The organism is Brucella haematophila (assembly GCF_005938105.1).
GTDB classification, from domain to species: Bacteria; Pseudomonadota; Alphaproteobacteria; order Rhizobiales; family Rhizobiaceae; genus Brucella; species Brucella haematophila.
On record NZ_VCPE01000026.1, the window covers coordinates 24,218 to 39,628 of the forward strand.

Sequence of the window (15,411 nt, forward strand, 5' to 3'; positions counted from 1 at the left end):
TGAATGCGGCGGAATTTGGCCCGGATACCGCCACCCTGTCACGAAAGAGCGGGATTTCCGGCCTGTTGAGCAACGTTGACATCGCCCTAAGCCCCACTTATCTGTCCTTCGGCTTTGCGTCCAGAGTGTTTCCAGCGATACCCTGCAAATCTGCCGGGGTTTGGACGCTCGGCGAGTAGCGGGGGGAAATTGTGCCAAAATTGCGCCTTGAAGGGCTGCTTTAGCGGCGTACTTTTCTTGCATTTGTTTCAATACGCGTGAATAAAGCATTCGACATTGCCGGAAGCGCTTCCGGCTGAACGGACAGGAAAGGACCAGAGATGGTCAGCTTTGGCGGCCTCGCCCGCAAGATATTCGGTTCATCCAATGACCGCCAGGTAAAGACCCTGCGTCAGCGCGCGGAGCAAATTACCGCGCTTGAGAAGAATTACGAAACGCTCACCAATGAGCAGCTTCAGGCCAAGACCGCCGAATTCCGCGCCGCACTGGCTGAAGGAAAGACGCTCGACGCCATTCTGCCCGACGCTTTTGCGACCGCGCGTGAAGCCGCCAAACGCATCTTGGGCATGCGCCCCTTCGATGTGCAGCTGATCGGCGGCATGGTTCTGCATGAACGCGGCATCGCCGAAATGCGCACCGGTGAAGGCAAGACGCTGATGGCGACGCTGCCCGTCTACCTCAATGCGCTTGAGGGCAAGGGCGTTCATGTCGTGACAGTCAACGACTACCTCGCTACCCGCGATGCGGAGACGATGGGTCGTCTTTACAATTTCCTTGGTCTGACGGTCGGCGTCATCAAGCACGGTCTGGACGACGATGAGCGTCGCGAGGCCTATGCCTGCGACATCACTTACGGCACCAATAACGAACTCGGCTTCGATTATCTGCGCGATAACATGAAGTATGAGCGCGCCCAGATGGTGCAGCGCCCACACAATTATGCCATCGTCGACGAAGTGGATTCGATCCTCATCGACGAAGCGCGCACGCCGCTGATCATTTCCGGCCCGCTGGAAGATCGTTCGGAGTTCTACAACCTCATCGACACCTTCATTCCGCCGCTGGCAGAAGAAGATTACGAAGTCGACGAAAAGCAGAAGACCGCTATCTTCACCGAAGTCGGCACCGAAAAGGTCGAGCAGCTTCTGGAAGCCGCGGGTCATCTGAAGGGTGAGAGCCTCTACGACATCGAGAATGTCGCCGTGGTTCACCATCTGAACAATGCGCTGCGCGCTCACAAGCTGTTCCAGCGCGACAAGGACTATATCGTCCGCAACGATGAAATCGTCATCATCGACGAATTCACCGGTCGCATGATGCCGGGCCGCCGTTATTCGGAAGGCCTGCACCAGGCACTGGAAGCCAAGGAACATGTGACGATCCAGCCGGAAAACCAGACGCTGGCCTCGATCACCTTCCAGAACTATTTCCGCATGTACAACAAGCTCTCCGGCATGACCGGTACGGCTGCCACCGAAGCGGAAGAGTTCGGCAATATTTACGGTCTCGAAGTTCTCGAAATCCCGACCAACCTGCCTGTGCAGCGTATCGACGAGGACGACGAGGTTTACCGCACCGTCGAAGAGAAATACAAAGCCATCGTTCGCGATATCCGCGCGTCGCACGAAAAGGGTCAGCCGATCCTCGTCGGCACGACCTCGATCGAAAAGTCGGAACTTCTGGCTGAGCGTCTGCGCAAGGAAGGCATCAAGGACTTCCAGGTCCTGAACGCCCGCTATCACGAGCAGGAAGCTTACATCATAGCACAGGCCGGCGTGCCCGGCACTGTCACCATCGCCACCAACATGGCTGGTCGCGGTACCGACATCCAGCTCGGCGGCAATCTGGAAATGCGCGTTCGTCAGGAACTGGCGGATATTCCGGAGGGTGCGGAACGCGAAGCCAAGATCGCCGAGATCAAGGCCGATATCGCACAGCTGAAAGAAAAGGCGCTTGCCGCAGGCGGACTTTATGTTCTCGCCACCGAGCGCCACGAAAGCCGTCGTATCGACAACCAGCTGCGTGGCCGTTCCGGCCGTCAGGGCGATCCGGGCCGTTCCAAGTTCTTCCTGTCGCTGCAGGACGACCTGATGCGCATCTTCGGCTCCGACCGTATGGACGGCATGCTGCAGAAGCTCGGTCTCAAGGAAGACGAAGCCATCGTCCATCCCTGGATCAACAAGGCGCTCGAAAAGGCTCAGAAGAAGGTCGAAGCACGCAACTTCGAAATTCGTAAGAACCTGCTCAAGTACGACGACGTGATGAACGATCAGCGCAAGGTGATCTTCGAACAGCGTCTGGAAATGATGGACGAGCCGGACCTGACCGAAACGGTCGCAGAAATGCGCCATGAGGTTATCGAGGACATCGTCGCCCTGCGTATCCCCAAGGACGCCTATGCGGAAAAGTGGGATATTGCCGGTCTGAAGGAAGATGTCGTCACCAAGCTCAATCTCGACCTGCCGGTCGAGGAATGGGCGAAGGAAGAAGGCATCGCCGAAGAAGAGTTCGAGAACCGCATCAAGGAAGCCGCCGACAAGGCCGCTGCCGACCGTGCCGAACGCTTCGGACCGCAGATCATGACCTATGTTGAAAAGTCGGTCATCATGCAGTCGCTCGACAATCTGTGGCGTGAGCATCTGGTCAATCTCGACCATCTTCGCTCGGTCGTCGGCTTCCGCGGCTACGCCCAGCGCGACCCGCTGAACGAGTACAAGACCGAAGCCTTCGAACTGTTCCAGTCCATGCTGTCGAACCTGCGCGAAGTCGTCATCTCGCAGCTGATGCGCGTTGAAATCGTTCGTGAAGCGCCGCAGGAGCCGGAACTGCCGGTTATGCACGGTCGTCACATCGACGAGACGACGGGGCAGAACGATTTCGATGATGCCGCCTGGACCGACCATCAGCACGATGAGCGCGTTATCCCGGCAGCCGATCGCGATCCGACCGACCCCCGGACATGGGGCAAGGTCAGCCGCAACGAGGCCTGCCCGTGTGGGTCAGGCAAGAAATACAAGCACTGCCACGGTGCTTTCGAATAAGGCGAATGACAAAAACCCCGGCGCTTATCACGCCGGGGTTTTTCTTTGCACCCGGCCCCGCAGGCGGGAAGACCGGCGTAGCAACACTGTAATCTCACAAGACATGCTATAGCGGCAAAGAATACTGACCCGCGTCCATAACCGCACAGAGAAACCTGCTTTGCCATCTTTAAGCAGATGCTTTAATTAGACATAAAGCATATACGACCGGGATTTAGGAAATACTCACCATTCCTGCATTTTCTGCGCCAAATCTTTCGCTGGATTTTTCCTTTTTCCCTTTTTAAAGGACTCCCATCTAATGTCCGCTCATCGGCCTCTCATCAGGCAGATGCGAGAATTCGAGCATATCCCGAAAAACTTGAAGCAGGTTTCGGATAGGATATGCGAGAAAACAGACAGCAAGACCGGAAAATCCCGGCGCAAACAAGCGAAACGCTCATTCATAAGGGCGGCGCATAACAGGGTTGGCAAAGACGTGTGGTTTTCGGCAGCTGAAGCAGCGGGCCGGTTTTTACCCGGCACCATCGCGGCCAGACTTCGTCCTGTGACGGAGCGACTGGATTCCGTGCTGACCGATAGTGGTCCGCAGGCCGCTGCGCAGCGCGCATCGCTGGTCGCCTTTTCTGTCCGTGTGGCCAGCGCCGCCATCGCGCTCCTGTCGCAAGTCATCCTTGCCCGCTGGATGGGCGAATTCGAATATGGCATCTTCGTTCTTGTCTGGCTGACGATGATCATCATCGGCGATCTCGCCTGCTTCGGCCTGCATACGACAATCATTCGCTATGTGCCGGAATATGTTCAGCGTCAGATGTTCGGTCTGGTGCGTGGCATTCTGTTTACCGGACGCGCATTTGCCTTTGCCTCAGCAACCATCATTGCGCTGATCGGCTCGCTCGCGCTCTGGTTGCTGAAGGATCAAATCTCCAGCTATTATCTGGCGCCATTCATTCTGGGCTTCATCTGCCTGCCTATGATCACGCTCGGCAATATGCTGGACGGCATTGCCCGGTCGCGCACCTGGGTCACCATGGCGCTGACGCCAAGCTATATTGTGCGCCCGCTTCTCGTGCTTCTGTTCATGATCGTGGCGCATGTCTCCGGCTTGCCATCGACGGCTGCAACCGCGCTTGCCGTCTCGATTGCCGCAACGTGGATCACCACGGTTGGACAGTTTTTCACGGTCGACCGCTCGCTGCAAAAGGACATTCCCCCCGCAGAGCGCGACCAGCGCCTGCGTGAATGGATGACGGTTGCCTTGCCGATCTTCCTCGTCGAAGGCTTCTTCTTCCTGCTGATCAATGTCGATGTTCTGATGGTCGGTCGCGAGATGGATCCCGAACATGTAGCGATCTATTTCGCCACCACGAAGATCATGGCGCTCGCTCATTTCGTCTATTTCGCTGTGAAAGCCAGCGTGGCGCAGCGTTATTCCGACCTGTTGCACAGTGGCAACCGGAGAGAATTTGCAAGCTTTGCGCAGGCTTCCGTTCGCTGGACCTTCTGGCCCACGCTCGTCCTCGGCATCGTCATCCTGATGGCCGGATATCCGCTGCTGCGCCTGTTCGGCCCTGCCTTCACGACAGGCTATCCGCTTTTGTTCATTCTGATCATCGGCGTGATTGCCCGCTCCAGCGTGGGACCCGCGGAAAGCCTTCTCAACATGTCGGGCAAGCAGAACATCTGTGCCCTGCTCTATGCCGTAACGCTAGCCGTGAATGTCATTCTCAATCTGGTGCTGATCCCACGCTTCGGCCTGACCGGCGCCGCCATTTCGACAGCCATCGCCATGCTGATGGAAGCAACACTGCTTTCGACAGCCGTTTCTCGCACAATGCATATCGCTATGTTCATTCTCATCCCCCGAGATCGAGACAATAGCCCGGAGGGTATTTTGTAATGGCCGCAAAACCTTTGCTTGAAGAATCCGCAGGCGGAAACGCAGCCCGCATCGTTTCGGAACTGTCCGATACAGTCACCGCTATGGATGCCGCCAAGAAGCTGGAGGAAAGCCTTCACAGCCGCGATATCCCGCGCAAGCTGGCGATCTACGGTGCAGCAGCTGGCTTCGAGCTACGCGACGAGCTGGATCACCTGAGCAACCGGACCATCGAGCCGAATGTCTTCTTCAACGCCCGCTTTCTGGCCCCCGCCATGCCGCGGCTGGAAGACCGCGAAGTCCGCTTCATGGTCATGCGCGACGAAAACGAAATCCGCAGTCGCCTGCGCTTCGTGATGCCCTATACGATCGAGCGTCCCGGCCTTCCGCTGTCCACACCGGTCATCCGTGCCTGGTCAACGCCTTTCGGTCCGCAGGGCACACCGCTCATCGACCACGACGACCCGGTCGGCGTGGTGGAGGACCTGTTCGATATTCTGGCGCGCGACCACCTCAAACTGCCCAACGTGCTGGTTTTGCCTGAAATGCGCGCCAATGGCCCTGCGGCAAAGCTCATCCGCTCGGTCGCGGTCGGACGGCAACTGCCAGTCGTCGCCATCGAACAGAAAGAGCGCCCGTTCCTCAAGAGCGATCTCGACGGCGACAGCTACATCCAGCAGGCCATCGGCGGCCAACACCGCCGCGACTACCAGCGGCTGTGGCGGCGTCTTGCCGAAAAGGGTGAACTCGTCCACCGCATCTATCGCACGCCGGATGAAGTGCGGCAGTCTTTCGAACATTTTCTTTCGCTGGAAGCCAATGGCTGGAAAGGAAAGCGCGGTACAGCCATGGCGGTCGACCGCTTCCGTGCCGCCTTCGCCCGCGAGGCGGTCAATAATCTTGCCGAACGCGATTGCGTGCGTGTCCACACGCTGGAGCTGGACGGGCGTGTTATCGCCATCCTGACCGTCTTCACCGTTGCCGGTGAAGCATGGACATGGAAAACCGCTTATGACGAAAGCCTTCAGGCTTTTTCACCCGGCGTTCTGCTCATGATCGAGGTCGCGAAAAGCCACCTCAACGATCCGAATATCCTCAGAACGGATTCCTGCGCCGTGCCGGACCATCCGGTGATGACGCGCCTCTTCCAGGAGCGCGAGACCATTGAGACATTGGTGGTTGGATTGAACCCCGGCGCAGACAGGCTTGCGCGTCAGGCCGCATCGCAGATCCATCTCTATCAGCGGACCCGCAATCTCGCACGCATCGTGCGCAACCGCATTCGCAGCTTCACAGATCGCGGTTAGCACAAAGCTTTGCCCGCTATAGAAATAGCGGGCAAGATCAACAGTTTGTGAAAGCTTTCGGGGCGTGTTATCATCACTTTCGGGAGAGCGCATGACAGGCGGAAGAGGAGGTCCGCACCGGTGCATTTCCCACCTCGCAAGAGGTGCGGAACGTTCCGGGTCATAACAATCAGGACCGGCTTTCGTCTGGTTCGCAACCGCCATCGCGCCCTCCCATGGGAAGGAGATGCACTATGGAATATTTCCACTATATCAGCACGCTGGATTACATCCTGCTCGGCTTCATTGCGGTCGTCGTGGTGTGGAACGTGGTCGAACACGGCCTGCGTCACAGATAGGCCTATCGACCCGGCAAGGTCTTGCCGTTGATAGTGTTGCGATCTGATTGCCTGCGAAAACGCGCAACGTTTTCTGACAGGATATGATGATTGCATCCGTGCAGCGCTGGATGCCGTGCTTAAGGCACGGCAGCGTAGGATGCTTGACGGTTTCTCGTCATCTCGCCGCCGCACGTCCCCGCGAACATGTCACACAGCCACGCTGTGTCGCGCTTTGGCGCCTTTAGCTCGCAGCCTTGCACAGGCCATTCATAACAATCGACATTCCTCGCCAAAACCTGCGCTTGTGGGCAATTGACCTCGTTTCATTTAGCCGGTATATCCCAACCCGCTGTCCATTCTGGACCATATCAAACTGCTTCGGCAGACCTGTGCGGGTGTGGTGGAACTGGTAGACGCGCCGGACTCAAAATCCGGTTCCGAAAGGAGTGTCGGTTCGATTCCGACCACCCGCACCACTTCCATGCAAATCTTGAATCTATATCGTCCAGCCTCAATCTGTTTGGGGCTGATTGCGCTTTTACATGTGCCGCGATCATGGTCAGCCCCTCCCCCAACCCGTTGGCAGATATCGTTTTTATGCTATCTGAGCCGGATTGCGCCCCGATCTGATTAAGCCAGATCTGGAAATGGGATCGGGTGCTTGAGCGCAGCCCGTACCTTTCAACGCGGACTACAACCATAATTCGTAGATCGCTACATTACGTAATGTTAATTTTTACTTTACTGTAAAGTCAAATAAGATGATACTTAACATGGAAATTGAGATGACGCGCTCGAACCGAGCGGACTTCAAGCTCCATCTATAAAATGTTGATAAAATATAATCCCCCTCCAATCTGGCGATACATTATGGAAAACGCAGATAAAGAATATGTCAATGGAAATAGAATTTTGCATGTGAAGCTAGCTAATAATATTATAACTTCATATGTTAATAAGAACCAGATGACTTCTGAAGAATTACTGAGTATCATCACGGATGTCTGCCAATGCATTGGCGGTTTATCGGGTACATCGAGCTTTTCTCCCAAGGAAGCTCCGGTAATACCTTCGGTAGACCCCAAGGAATCGATCTTCGAAGATTACATCATTTGCCTCGAAGATGGTCGCCGCTACAAAACCCTCAAGCGCGCCTTGATGAGCCGCTTCGGCCTGACGCCTGATGCGTACAGGCGCAAATGGAACTTGCCCGCCGATTACCCGATGGTGGCTCCCGCTTCTGCAAAGAAGATGTCTGCCCTTTCCAGAATGGAAAAGGACGATGCCGAGAGCGCATAAGGCATTTGTCGCTCAAGGGTGCAGCCAGGCTGCACCCACCTGCCCTTCGCGGCAGCGCGGCCCCCGCGTCCTCTGATTACACCATCACGTCGAAGAGCTACGCGAACCGATGCTTAGGCATTGGCAACGGGCACCTGCGTGCATTTTCCGCCTTGGGCTCCGCATCCGTCCCCGCCTCAAACTGCTTCCGAGGACCGTGTTATGCGTAAGCTAAGCCACATTCATTATGCCTGGTATATTGCTCTGGCCTGCCTTGCCGTCTCGTGTATTCGAGCCGGCATCGGCTTCCAGACAATGGGCTTCATCATCAATCCGGCGCGTGAGGAGCTTGGCTGGTCCAATACGCAGATCACCGGCGTGATAGCCTTTCGTGAACTGGTAGCGGGACTAGCCGCTCCCCTCGTTGGCCGCTGGGTCGATCAGCGAGGCCCCAGAACTGTGATGATCATCGGAGCGGTTCTTGTCGGTTTGTCCTTCAGCCTCACTTCCGTCGCGCAGACCTTCTGGCAATTTGTCCTGATCTTCGGTGTCATCGGCGGCGTCGGTGTTGCCGGCCTCTCCAATGCGCTGGTTTTCCCGCTGATCGCCAAGTGGTTCTCGGCGCAACGCGGCCGGGCGACCGGTCTGGTATCATCAGGTGCCAATCTCGGCGGCATCTTGATGTCGCCCTTGATCATCTGGCTTCTGTCTATTTCCGACTGGCGCTCAACCTGGTTCGTTCTCGGCTTCCTGCCAATTCTCATTCTGGTGCCGCTGGCAATCTTCGTCCTGCGCCGTGAGCCTGCCGACATGGGGCTCAAGCCGTTTGGCGAGGACACTGACAACGCGAAGACCACAACCAGAGCGACCGATACCGGCCCGGATATGACTGTGGGAGACGCAATGCGCGCTCCAAGCTTCTGGTTTCTCATGATCGGCTGGAATCTGACCGACTTTGTGTTGAAAGGCGCCTTGCTGCACAAGATCCCGGCGGCACAGTCGCTGGGCTTCAATACCGCCGAAGCGGGCAGCGTGATCATGACCTACAGCATCTGCGCTATTCTGGGCAAACTGCTCACCGGTTTCATTGCCGATCAGTTCCCGACCCGCCTGGTGATCCTCTGCCTTTCGGCAATGCAGGCAATCGGGTTGATCCTGTTCATCAATGCAGACAGTATCTGGCACCTGCAACTGGGATACGGCATCCTGAGCGGCTTATCGGCAGGCGGGCTCATCATGATGATGCCATTTCTGCTGGCCTCGCTGTTCGGTCGGAAAAACCAGGGCGCCATCATGGGCGTCGTGACCCCCATGGTGATGATTTCCGGGATTGGCGGCCCGATGCTGGCGGCGCTGCTCTTCGACCTGACGGGCAGCTATACGTTCGCCTTCGAAATCTATGCCGTCATTTCCGTTCTCGGCGGATTGGCATTGTTCGGCGCCAGTACGGCGCGCAAGGCCTCTCCGCAACCCACAAAACCTTCAGGAGGTTTATGATGACCACGATTGCTCTTCTCTATCCCGGCGATATGGGCGGCGCTTTCGCCAAACTACTAATATCTGCTGGACACAGGGTGATAAGCCCGCTGGGCGAGCGCAGCGAACAAACGCAAAAGACAGCGCAATCCATCGGCGTCGAGATGCGCGACGACATGGCTTCTGCCGTAACGGACAGCGACATGGTGCTGTCGCTCGTGCCACCATCGGCAGTCGTTGACGTTGCCGAACAGGCGATTGCGGCCTGCCGCGAACAAGGGGCCGCACCATTCTTCGTTGATATGAACGCAAAGACGCCCGCCGATGCCGAGAATCTGAACACAGCTTTCGGCAGTGCTTCGCTACCCTTCTGCAATGCCTGCATCATTGGTCGCGCCTCGCATCTCGGCGACGAAGGCCGCATCTATGCCAGCGGGCCAGACACGAAACCTCTTGAGGCGTTGTTTGAAGGCTTGTTGCCCGTGATCTCGCTTGGCGACGAAATCGCGCGGGCATCGGTTTTCAAAATGGCATTTGCTGGCTTCAACAAGACCGTTGCTGCCGCATTGTTCGAAACGGCCAACACGGCCAATGCCTTCGGCGTGACCGATTCTCTATTCGAGCTGATCGGCCATCATCTGGGCGGCACGCTATCTGACCTCGGCAAGCTGGTGCCGACTTATCCACGCCACATCCTGCGCCGCGCGGAAGAAATGGAAGCGCTGGCGGTGATGCTCGCCGATGCGGAACTGCCGAACGAAATCGCACTGGCCGCAGGCGCAACATTCCGCAGCCTCGGCAACAGCGGAAGCTGGTCCGCGACGACCACAGCCCCGCAATTGCTCGAGCTGTTATCCGAGATCGATTATCGCCAATAGCCTGGAGACGAAACCGCCCTTATGGAAGGCACCGAATTCACCGGCAGCAGAGTTTCCACGATCAGCGCATCAATCGACGAACCGATAAACAGTATCGCAGGAGATTTCATCGATCAGCAGCTCATCCATATCGGCCACCACGCCCGCAGCGTGTTTTCCTCAAAGCCGATTTCGGGATGACGATGCAAGTCCTCGAAACCCGGGGTCGCTCCTCACGACCTCCGGCTTTGATTCGTCACACCAGATTAGGCGGCTTCCAGCGCCTGAGCGAGATCGGCTATCAGATCATCTGGATGCTCTATGCCGATGGACAGGCGGATGGTCGATTCCAGCACACCGATACGCTCGCGCACTTCAATCGGAACGCCGGAATGGGTCATTGCTGCCGGGTGGCTCGCAAGCGATTCTGTACCGCCGAGACTGACGGCGAGCTTCAATATCTGAAGCGCATTGAGGAAACGGAACGCTGCCGTCTGCCCGCCCTTGATGTCGAACGAGAATGTGGACCCCGCGCCCGTACATTGCCGTTTGAACAACGCACCGACATCGGAATCCTTATCCTCAAACGGCAGATAATGCAGCTTTTCGACCTTCGGATGATCACGCAGGAATTCGGCAATCGCACGCGCATTGCTATCAGCGCGTTCCATGCGCAGGCCAAGCGTTTCCAGGGAGCGCCCGAGCATCCAGCAGGAATGCGGATCAAGCTGCGTGCCGATGGCGCCGCGCAAGGCCTTGACTTGCCGGACAACGGATTTGGAGCCGAGCACCGCACCGGCAATCAGATCGGAATGGCCGCCGACATATTTGGTCAGTGAATAAACCGATAAATCCGCGCCGTGATCGAGCGGCTTCTGGAAAACCGGCCCCAGCAAGGTATTGTCACAGGCTATGACAGGACGATGTCCCTGCCGCTGTTCGATCTTTTCAGCCACGCGCCGGATAGCAGCAATATCGACCAGACTATTGGTCGGGTTGGCCGGTGTTTCAATCAGGATGACCGAAACGCGTCCTTTGGCCAAGGCTTCCTCTGCGGCCTTTTCAATGGCTGTTTCATGCACGCCATCGGCGAAGGCCACGGCTTCCACGCCGAAATTCAAAAACGTTTTGGCCAACAGCGTTTCGGTGCCGCCATAAAGTGGCTGCGAATGCAGGATGACATCGCCGGGGCGTGCGAAGGCAAAAAGCGTCGTCGCAATGGCTGACATGCCGGACGAAAACAGCGCCGAACTCTCAGCACCCTCATAGACCGCCAGACGATCTTCGACGATTTCGCTGTTGGGATGATTGAAGCGTGAATAGACCAGCCCCGCGCCCACACCTGCGGGCGGCTCTTTACGTCCGGAAACGAAATCGAAGAAATCGCGCCCATCCTCGGCGGTCTTGAAAACGAAGGTCGACGTCAGAAAGACGGGGGGCTTGACCGCGCCCTCGGAAAGCTCCGGGTCATAGCCGTAATTCAGCATTTGTGTTTCGGGATGAAGCAGGTGGTTGCCCAAGTGGGTCTTGTAAGGGCGCGGCGCAGTCATGACGACCTCCTGAAAAGCCAAACTCCTCTTGCCCAACCAGATAGGCGGACAAGAGGAGCTTAACAGAGGTCATCGGCAATCTTCTTTCGTTGTTTGCCTCTCACGGGTAATCGCTGAACCCGCGAAAAACACCCAAAAGAAAACAATAGCTGCCAATTACTTGATCACCAGCACAGGCACAGTGCTGAGCGACAGGACTTCCGCCGCCTGACTGCCGAGCAGGAGCTTGTTGACGCCGCGACGGCCATGCGAGGAAATGATGATCAGGTCGCTGCCATGAGATTTCGCAGCTTCCACAATGCCTTGCGCGGGCGACTGGTTTTCGACATGCACCGCTTCAGCGGCCACACCAGCGGCTTCAGCCTTGCCCTTGGCCTTCGTCAGAATCTCGGTCGCGGCCTTGGTGATTGCTTCGCGATATTCCTGAAACGCAACCGGGCTCGATGCCCATTCCGCCGCAACGACGATGCCGTAGGATGGCAGAAGCTCGGTCACCGAGACGAAAGTCAGTTTCGCACCCGTTTCCTTGGCCAGTTCCACGCCCTGATCCACGCCCTTTTCAGCGAGTTCCGACCCATCGGTCGCGATCAGAATATTCTTGTACATCTCTCGATCTCCTGGTTGCCTGATAGCTAAATTATGCGCGCCTTACCCAAGCCAATGCATTGACGCGGATCAATATCCTTCCAGATAAGCTAATACGCTCACTCCCAATTATGATGGAATTCACTTTTAAAAAAATGGATTATATAGAATATAATTCTAAACATGATCCATCAAGCGCATGTGTCCAGCTATGCTTTTGCGCTGTTTCCTCTTAGAATTTGCGCAACATGAAGGGAGATTACGCTATGAACAAACCCCTTGGCTCGAAGAGCAACGAAACTGCAGGACGCGGCCGCGTTTACGGCTCGATTCTGGAAACAATCGGCAACACGCCGCTTGTACGCATTGATAAATTTGCCAAGGAAAACGGCGTTGTCGCGAACCTTCTGGTAAAGCTGGAATTCTTCAATCCGCTGGCAAGCGTCAAGGACCGCATCGGTCTTGCGCTGATTGAGGCGCTTGAAGAACAGGGCAAGGCCGTGCCCGGCAAGACGGTTTTCGTCGAGCCGACCTCCGGCAATACCGGTATTGCGCTTGCCTTTGCGGCAGCAGCCAAAGGCTATCGCCTCGTGCTCACCATGCCGGAAACCATGTCGGTGGAACGCCGCAAGCTTCTCAAGCTTCTTGGCGCTGAACTGGTGCTGACCGAAGGCGCGAAAGGCATGAAGGGCGCGATCGCCAAGGCTGAGGAAATTGCCGAAGGCAACCCCAACGCCATCATTCCGCAGCAGTTTGAAAATCCCGCCAATCCAGAAATTCATCGTCGCACGACGGCGGAAGAAATCTGGAACGATACCAATGGCGAAGCCGACATTCTGATCTCCGGCATCGGCACTGGCGGCACGATCACCGGCGTCGGTCAGGTGATCAAGGCGCGCAAGCCTTCCTTCAAGGTGATCGCTGTAGAACCCAAGGATTCCCCTGTCCTGTCCGGCGGCACGCCCGGCCCGCACAAGATTCAGGGCATTGGCGCAGGCTTTGCACCAAAGACGCTCGATACCGGCGTTTACGATGAAGTGGTTCAGGTCTCAAACGAAGATTCCTTTGCCAATGCGCGCCTGATTGCCCGTATCGAAGGCATCCCGGTCGGCATCTCGTCCGGCGCAGCGCTCACCGCTGCGATTGAAGTCGGCAAGCGTCCTGAAAATGCTGGCAAGAACATTGTCATCATCATTCCTTCCTTTGCCGAACGCTATCTTTCGACGGCGCTGTTTGAAGGTCTGGAATAATCGGCTTTATCGAAGCCTCATTTCAGAAAAGCAAAAAGCCAGAGCGGGTGACCGTTCTGGCTTTATTTCATTCTACGGTGCCTTGGGAGAGGCTTAGAGCGCAGTCCGGGCTGACATAATCAGCTCGAAATGCACTTTAGTGGCGCGTGCGTGCTTCGCAAGCCGGGCCAGGTCCGCGCATGTAATGGCGCTCGGGCCGATAGCTCGGTGCGACGAACTCGCGGATGACATTAACGCTGTCACGCAGCTGAACAAGAATGCTCATCGCTTTCACCTTCATCTAAATCATGTTCGAAAGGATGTTCACTGCGCTCAATGTGAGCTTGTGAAGTAAGCTTCACTTCCGAACATCTTAATGAAAACTTTAACGATCAAAGATGAATAAGTGCTAAATCGGCATCGTTAACGGTAAGTTAATGGTAACGATATTCAGGTTTTCCACAGGTGCCTGAAACTTGTCACAGTTGCCAAGCGGACAAAAGAAAAGCCGGTCGAAACCGGCTTCTTTTGTGAGATTGCTTGGCGCTATCAGCGCGTCGGCACCGGATGCTCGCCGCGATAATCGTAGAAGCCGCGGCCCGTCTTGCGACCAAGCCAGCCTGCTTCGACATATTTGACCAGCAGCGGGCACGGGCGATATTTGGAATCCGCAAGCCCGTCATGCAGCACCTGCATGATCGAAAGGCAGGTGTCGAGACCGATGAAGTCTGCAAGCTGCAATGGGCCCATTGGATGGTTGGCACCGAGCTTCATGGCCGTATCGATGGCTTCGACGCTGCCCACGCCCTCGTAAAGCGTATAGATCGCCTCGTTGATCATCGGCAGCAGGATGCGGTTGACGATGAATGCCGGGAAATCCTCGGCGACTGTTACCGTCTTGCCGAGCGCCTGTACAAAATCCTTCGACTTGCGGAACGTGTCTTCATCAGTGGCGATGCCGCGCACCAGCTCCACCAGCTTCATCACCGGCACCGGATTCATGAAGTGAATGCCGATGAAACGTTCTGGACGATCCGTCGTCGAAGCAAGCCGCGTGATGGAAATCGACGAGGTGTTGGTCGCAAGAATGGCTTGCGGGTTCAGGATCGGGCAGAGCTGCGCGAAAATCTTGCGCTTGACGGTTTCGTCTTCCGTCGCCGCTTCAATGGCCAGATCAACGCCTGCAAGGTCTTCCATTGAATTTGCAGCACGGATCAGCTTCATGGCTGCTGCGCGCTCTTCTTCCTGCAATTTGCCGGAGGAAACCTGACGCGCCATATTGCCGTTGATGGTGGCAATGCCCTTTTCCAGCCGGTCCGGCGCAGCGTCGTGCAAAAGCACACTAAAACCTGCCAGAGCGCAGACATGGGCGATGCCGCCACCCATCTGACCTGCGCCGACTATACCAACCGTCTTGATTGCCACCGTAGTAACTCCTTCATCCTCCCCAAAGGGGCCTGTCGAGCATTTCTTTTTTGCAGCAAGCGCAAAACTGCGCTTCGAATTGCAAAAGGCTCATCCAGCAGATGATAGGCTGTCCGCCTAAAATGCAATCCAAAATTCTTGCTCATTACAAAGAACCCGCCCGAGCGCGAGACTAAGTCTCCGACTGGGACGGGTCGTAAAACGAAGAAGCGGCGAGACCAGCCCGCCGCTTCGTAAACGATCAGAGAGCCTTCTGCAGCTCCGGCAGCACGGTGAAGAGATCACCGACGAGGCCGTAATCGGCAACCTGGAAGATCGGCGCTTCTTCGTCCTTGTTGATGGCGACGATGACGCGGCTGTCTTTCATGCCGGCCAGATGCTGGATCGCGCCGGAAATGCCGACAGCGATGTAAAGCTCCGGTGCAACAACCTTGCCCGTCTGGCCAACCTGCCAGTCGTTTGGC

General features: G+C 56.4%; 13 protein-coding genes and 1 tRNA gene. 9 read left to right on the plus strand and 5 right to left on the minus strand.

Going from position 1 to position 15,411, the window contains the following annotated elements; all coding sequences use genetic code 11:
* Window positions 1-320: 320 nt before the first annotated feature.
* The 8 genes from secA to FGI60_RS26380 all read left to right on the plus strand — a co-directional run bounded on the left by secA (window position 321) and on the right by FGI60_RS26380 (window position 10,359).
* Complete coding sequence (gene secA, locus FGI60_RS24545; protein ID WP_138787378.1) at window positions 321-3,041, plus strand: preprotein translocase subunit SecA; 2,721 nt, start codon at window positions 321-323, stop codon at window positions 3,039-3,041.
* Window positions 3,042-3,519: 478 nt separating this feature from the next.
* The gene (locus FGI60_RS24550) at window positions 3,520-4,941 is read left to right on the plus strand and encodes a lipopolysaccharide biosynthesis protein (RefSeq protein WP_171058851.1); all 1,422 of its coding nucleotides are present in this window, start codon (window positions 3,520-3,522) and stop codon (window positions 4,939-4,941) included.
* Window positions 4,941-6,227: a type IV secretion system effector crotonyl transferase BspF gene (gene bspF / locus FGI60_RS24555; protein WP_138787379.1), complete on the plus strand. Its 1,287-nt coding sequence runs from the start codon at window positions 4,941-4,943 to the stop codon at window positions 6,225-6,227. The genes FGI60_RS24550 and bspF overlap by 1 nt, the downstream gene beginning before the upstream one ends.
* 711 nt (window positions 6,228-6,938) lie before the next feature.
* Window positions 6,939-7,023, plus strand: a tRNA-Leu gene (locus tag FGI60_RS24560).
* Window positions 7,024-7,417: 394 nt separating this feature from the next.
* Complete coding sequence (locus FGI60_RS24565; protein WP_171058852.1) at window positions 7,418-7,846, plus strand: MucR family transcriptional regulator; 429 nt, start codon at window positions 7,418-7,420, stop codon at window positions 7,844-7,846.
* Window positions 7,847-8,047: 201 nt separating this feature from the next.
* The gene (locus FGI60_RS24570; protein ID WP_138787381.1) at window positions 8,048-9,322 is read left to right on the plus strand and encodes an MFS transporter; all 1,275 of its coding nucleotides are present in this window, start codon (window positions 8,048-8,050) and stop codon (window positions 9,320-9,322) included.
* Window positions 9,322-10,179 carry an NAD(P)-dependent oxidoreductase gene (locus tag FGI60_RS24575; RefSeq protein WP_171058853.1) on the plus strand — a complete coding sequence of 286 codons (858 nt, stop codon included), beginning with the start codon at window positions 9,322-9,324 and terminating at the stop codon, window positions 10,177-10,179. The genes FGI60_RS24570 and FGI60_RS24575 overlap by 1 nt, the downstream gene beginning before the upstream one ends.
* Window positions 10,180-10,200: 21 nt before the next feature.
* Complete coding sequence (locus FGI60_RS26380) at window positions 10,201-10,359, plus strand: hypothetical protein (protein ID WP_171058854.1); 159 nt, start codon at window positions 10,201-10,203, stop codon at window positions 10,357-10,359.
* Between the two features lie 65 nt (window positions 10,360-10,424).
* Here the strand turns inward: FGI60_RS26380 and FGI60_RS24580 are convergent, their stop codons facing one another.
* The gene (locus FGI60_RS24580) at window positions 10,425-11,708 is read right to left on the minus strand and encodes a cystathionine gamma-synthase family protein (RefSeq protein ID WP_138787383.1); all 1,284 of its coding nucleotides are present in this window, start codon (window positions 11,706-11,708) and stop codon (window positions 10,425-10,427) included.
* 156 nt (window positions 11,709-11,864) lie between these two features.
* Window positions 11,865-12,314 (minus strand): universal stress protein, encoded by a 450-nt coding sequence (locus FGI60_RS24585; RefSeq protein ID WP_138787384.1) that lies wholly within the window; start codon window positions 12,312-12,314, stop codon window positions 11,865-11,867.
* Between the two features lie 245 nt (window positions 12,315-12,559).
* Here FGI60_RS24585 and cysK point away from each other — a divergent pair, with 245 nt between their 5' ends.
* The gene (cysK, locus tag FGI60_RS24590) at window positions 12,560-13,543 is read left to right on the plus strand and encodes a cysteine synthase A (RefSeq protein ID WP_138787385.1); all 984 of its coding nucleotides are present in this window, start codon (window positions 12,560-12,562) and stop codon (window positions 13,541-13,543) included.
* Between the two features lie 136 nt (window positions 13,544-13,679).
* Here cysK and FGI60_RS26690 read toward each other — a convergent pair whose 3' ends face one another.
* From FGI60_RS26690 to FGI60_RS24600, 3 genes are all read right to left on the minus strand, one after another.
* Entirely contained in the window at window positions 13,680-13,808 is a 129-nt protein-coding gene (locus tag FGI60_RS26690; RefSeq protein ID WP_268898867.1) for a hypothetical protein, read from the minus strand.
* A gap of 263 nt (window positions 13,809-14,071) precedes the next feature.
* Window positions 14,072-14,947, minus strand: a complete 876-nt coding sequence (locus FGI60_RS24595; RefSeq protein WP_078341045.1) for a 3-hydroxybutyryl-CoA dehydrogenase — start codon at window positions 14,945-14,947, stop codon at window positions 14,072-14,074.
* Window positions 14,948-15,188: 241 nt separating this feature from the next.
* A partial coding sequence (locus FGI60_RS24600) for an electron transfer flavoprotein subunit alpha/FixB family protein (RefSeq protein ID WP_210238470.1) occupies window positions 15,189-15,411 on the minus strand: 223 nt, incomplete at its 5' end.

What these genes read in the sequence shown, in the direction of transcription:
- secA (WP_138787378.1), top strand. Translation starts at nt 321, where the DNA reads ATGGTCAGCTTTGGCGGCCTCGCCCGCAAGATATTCGGTTCATCCAAT.
- bspF (WP_138787379.1), top strand. Translation starts at nt 4,941, where the DNA reads ATGGCCGCAAAACCTTTGCTTGAAGAATCCGCAGGCGGAAACGCAGCC.
- FGI60_RS24565 (WP_171058852.1), top strand. Translation starts at nt 7,418, where the DNA reads ATGGAAAACGCAGATAAAGAATATGTCAATGGAAATAGAATTTTGCAT.
- FGI60_RS24570 (WP_138787381.1), top strand. Translation starts at nt 8,048, where the DNA reads ATGCGTAAGCTAAGCCACATTCATTATGCCTGGTATATTGCTCTGGCC.
- FGI60_RS24575 (WP_171058853.1), top strand. Translation starts at nt 9,322, where the DNA reads ATGACCACGATTGCTCTTCTCTATCCCGGCGATATGGGCGGCGCTTTC.
- FGI60_RS26380 (WP_171058854.1), top strand. Translation starts at nt 10,201, where the DNA reads ATGGAAGGCACCGAATTCACCGGCAGCAGAGTTTCCACGATCAGCGCA.
- FGI60_RS24580 (WP_138787383.1), bottom strand. Translation starts at nt 11,708, where the DNA reads ATGACTGCGCCGCGCCCTTACAAGACCCACTTGGGCAACCACCTGCTT.
- FGI60_RS24585 (WP_138787384.1), bottom strand. Translation starts at nt 12,314, where the DNA reads ATGTACAAGAATATTCTGATCGCGACCGATGGGTCGGAACTCGCTGAA.
- cysK (WP_138787385.1), top strand. Translation starts at nt 12,560, where the DNA reads ATGAACAAACCCCTTGGCTCGAAGAGCAACGAAACTGCAGGACGCGGC.
- FGI60_RS26690 (WP_268898867.1), bottom strand. Translation starts at nt 13,808, where the DNA reads ATGAGCATTCTTGTTCAGCTGCGTGACAGCGTTAATGTCATCCGCGAG.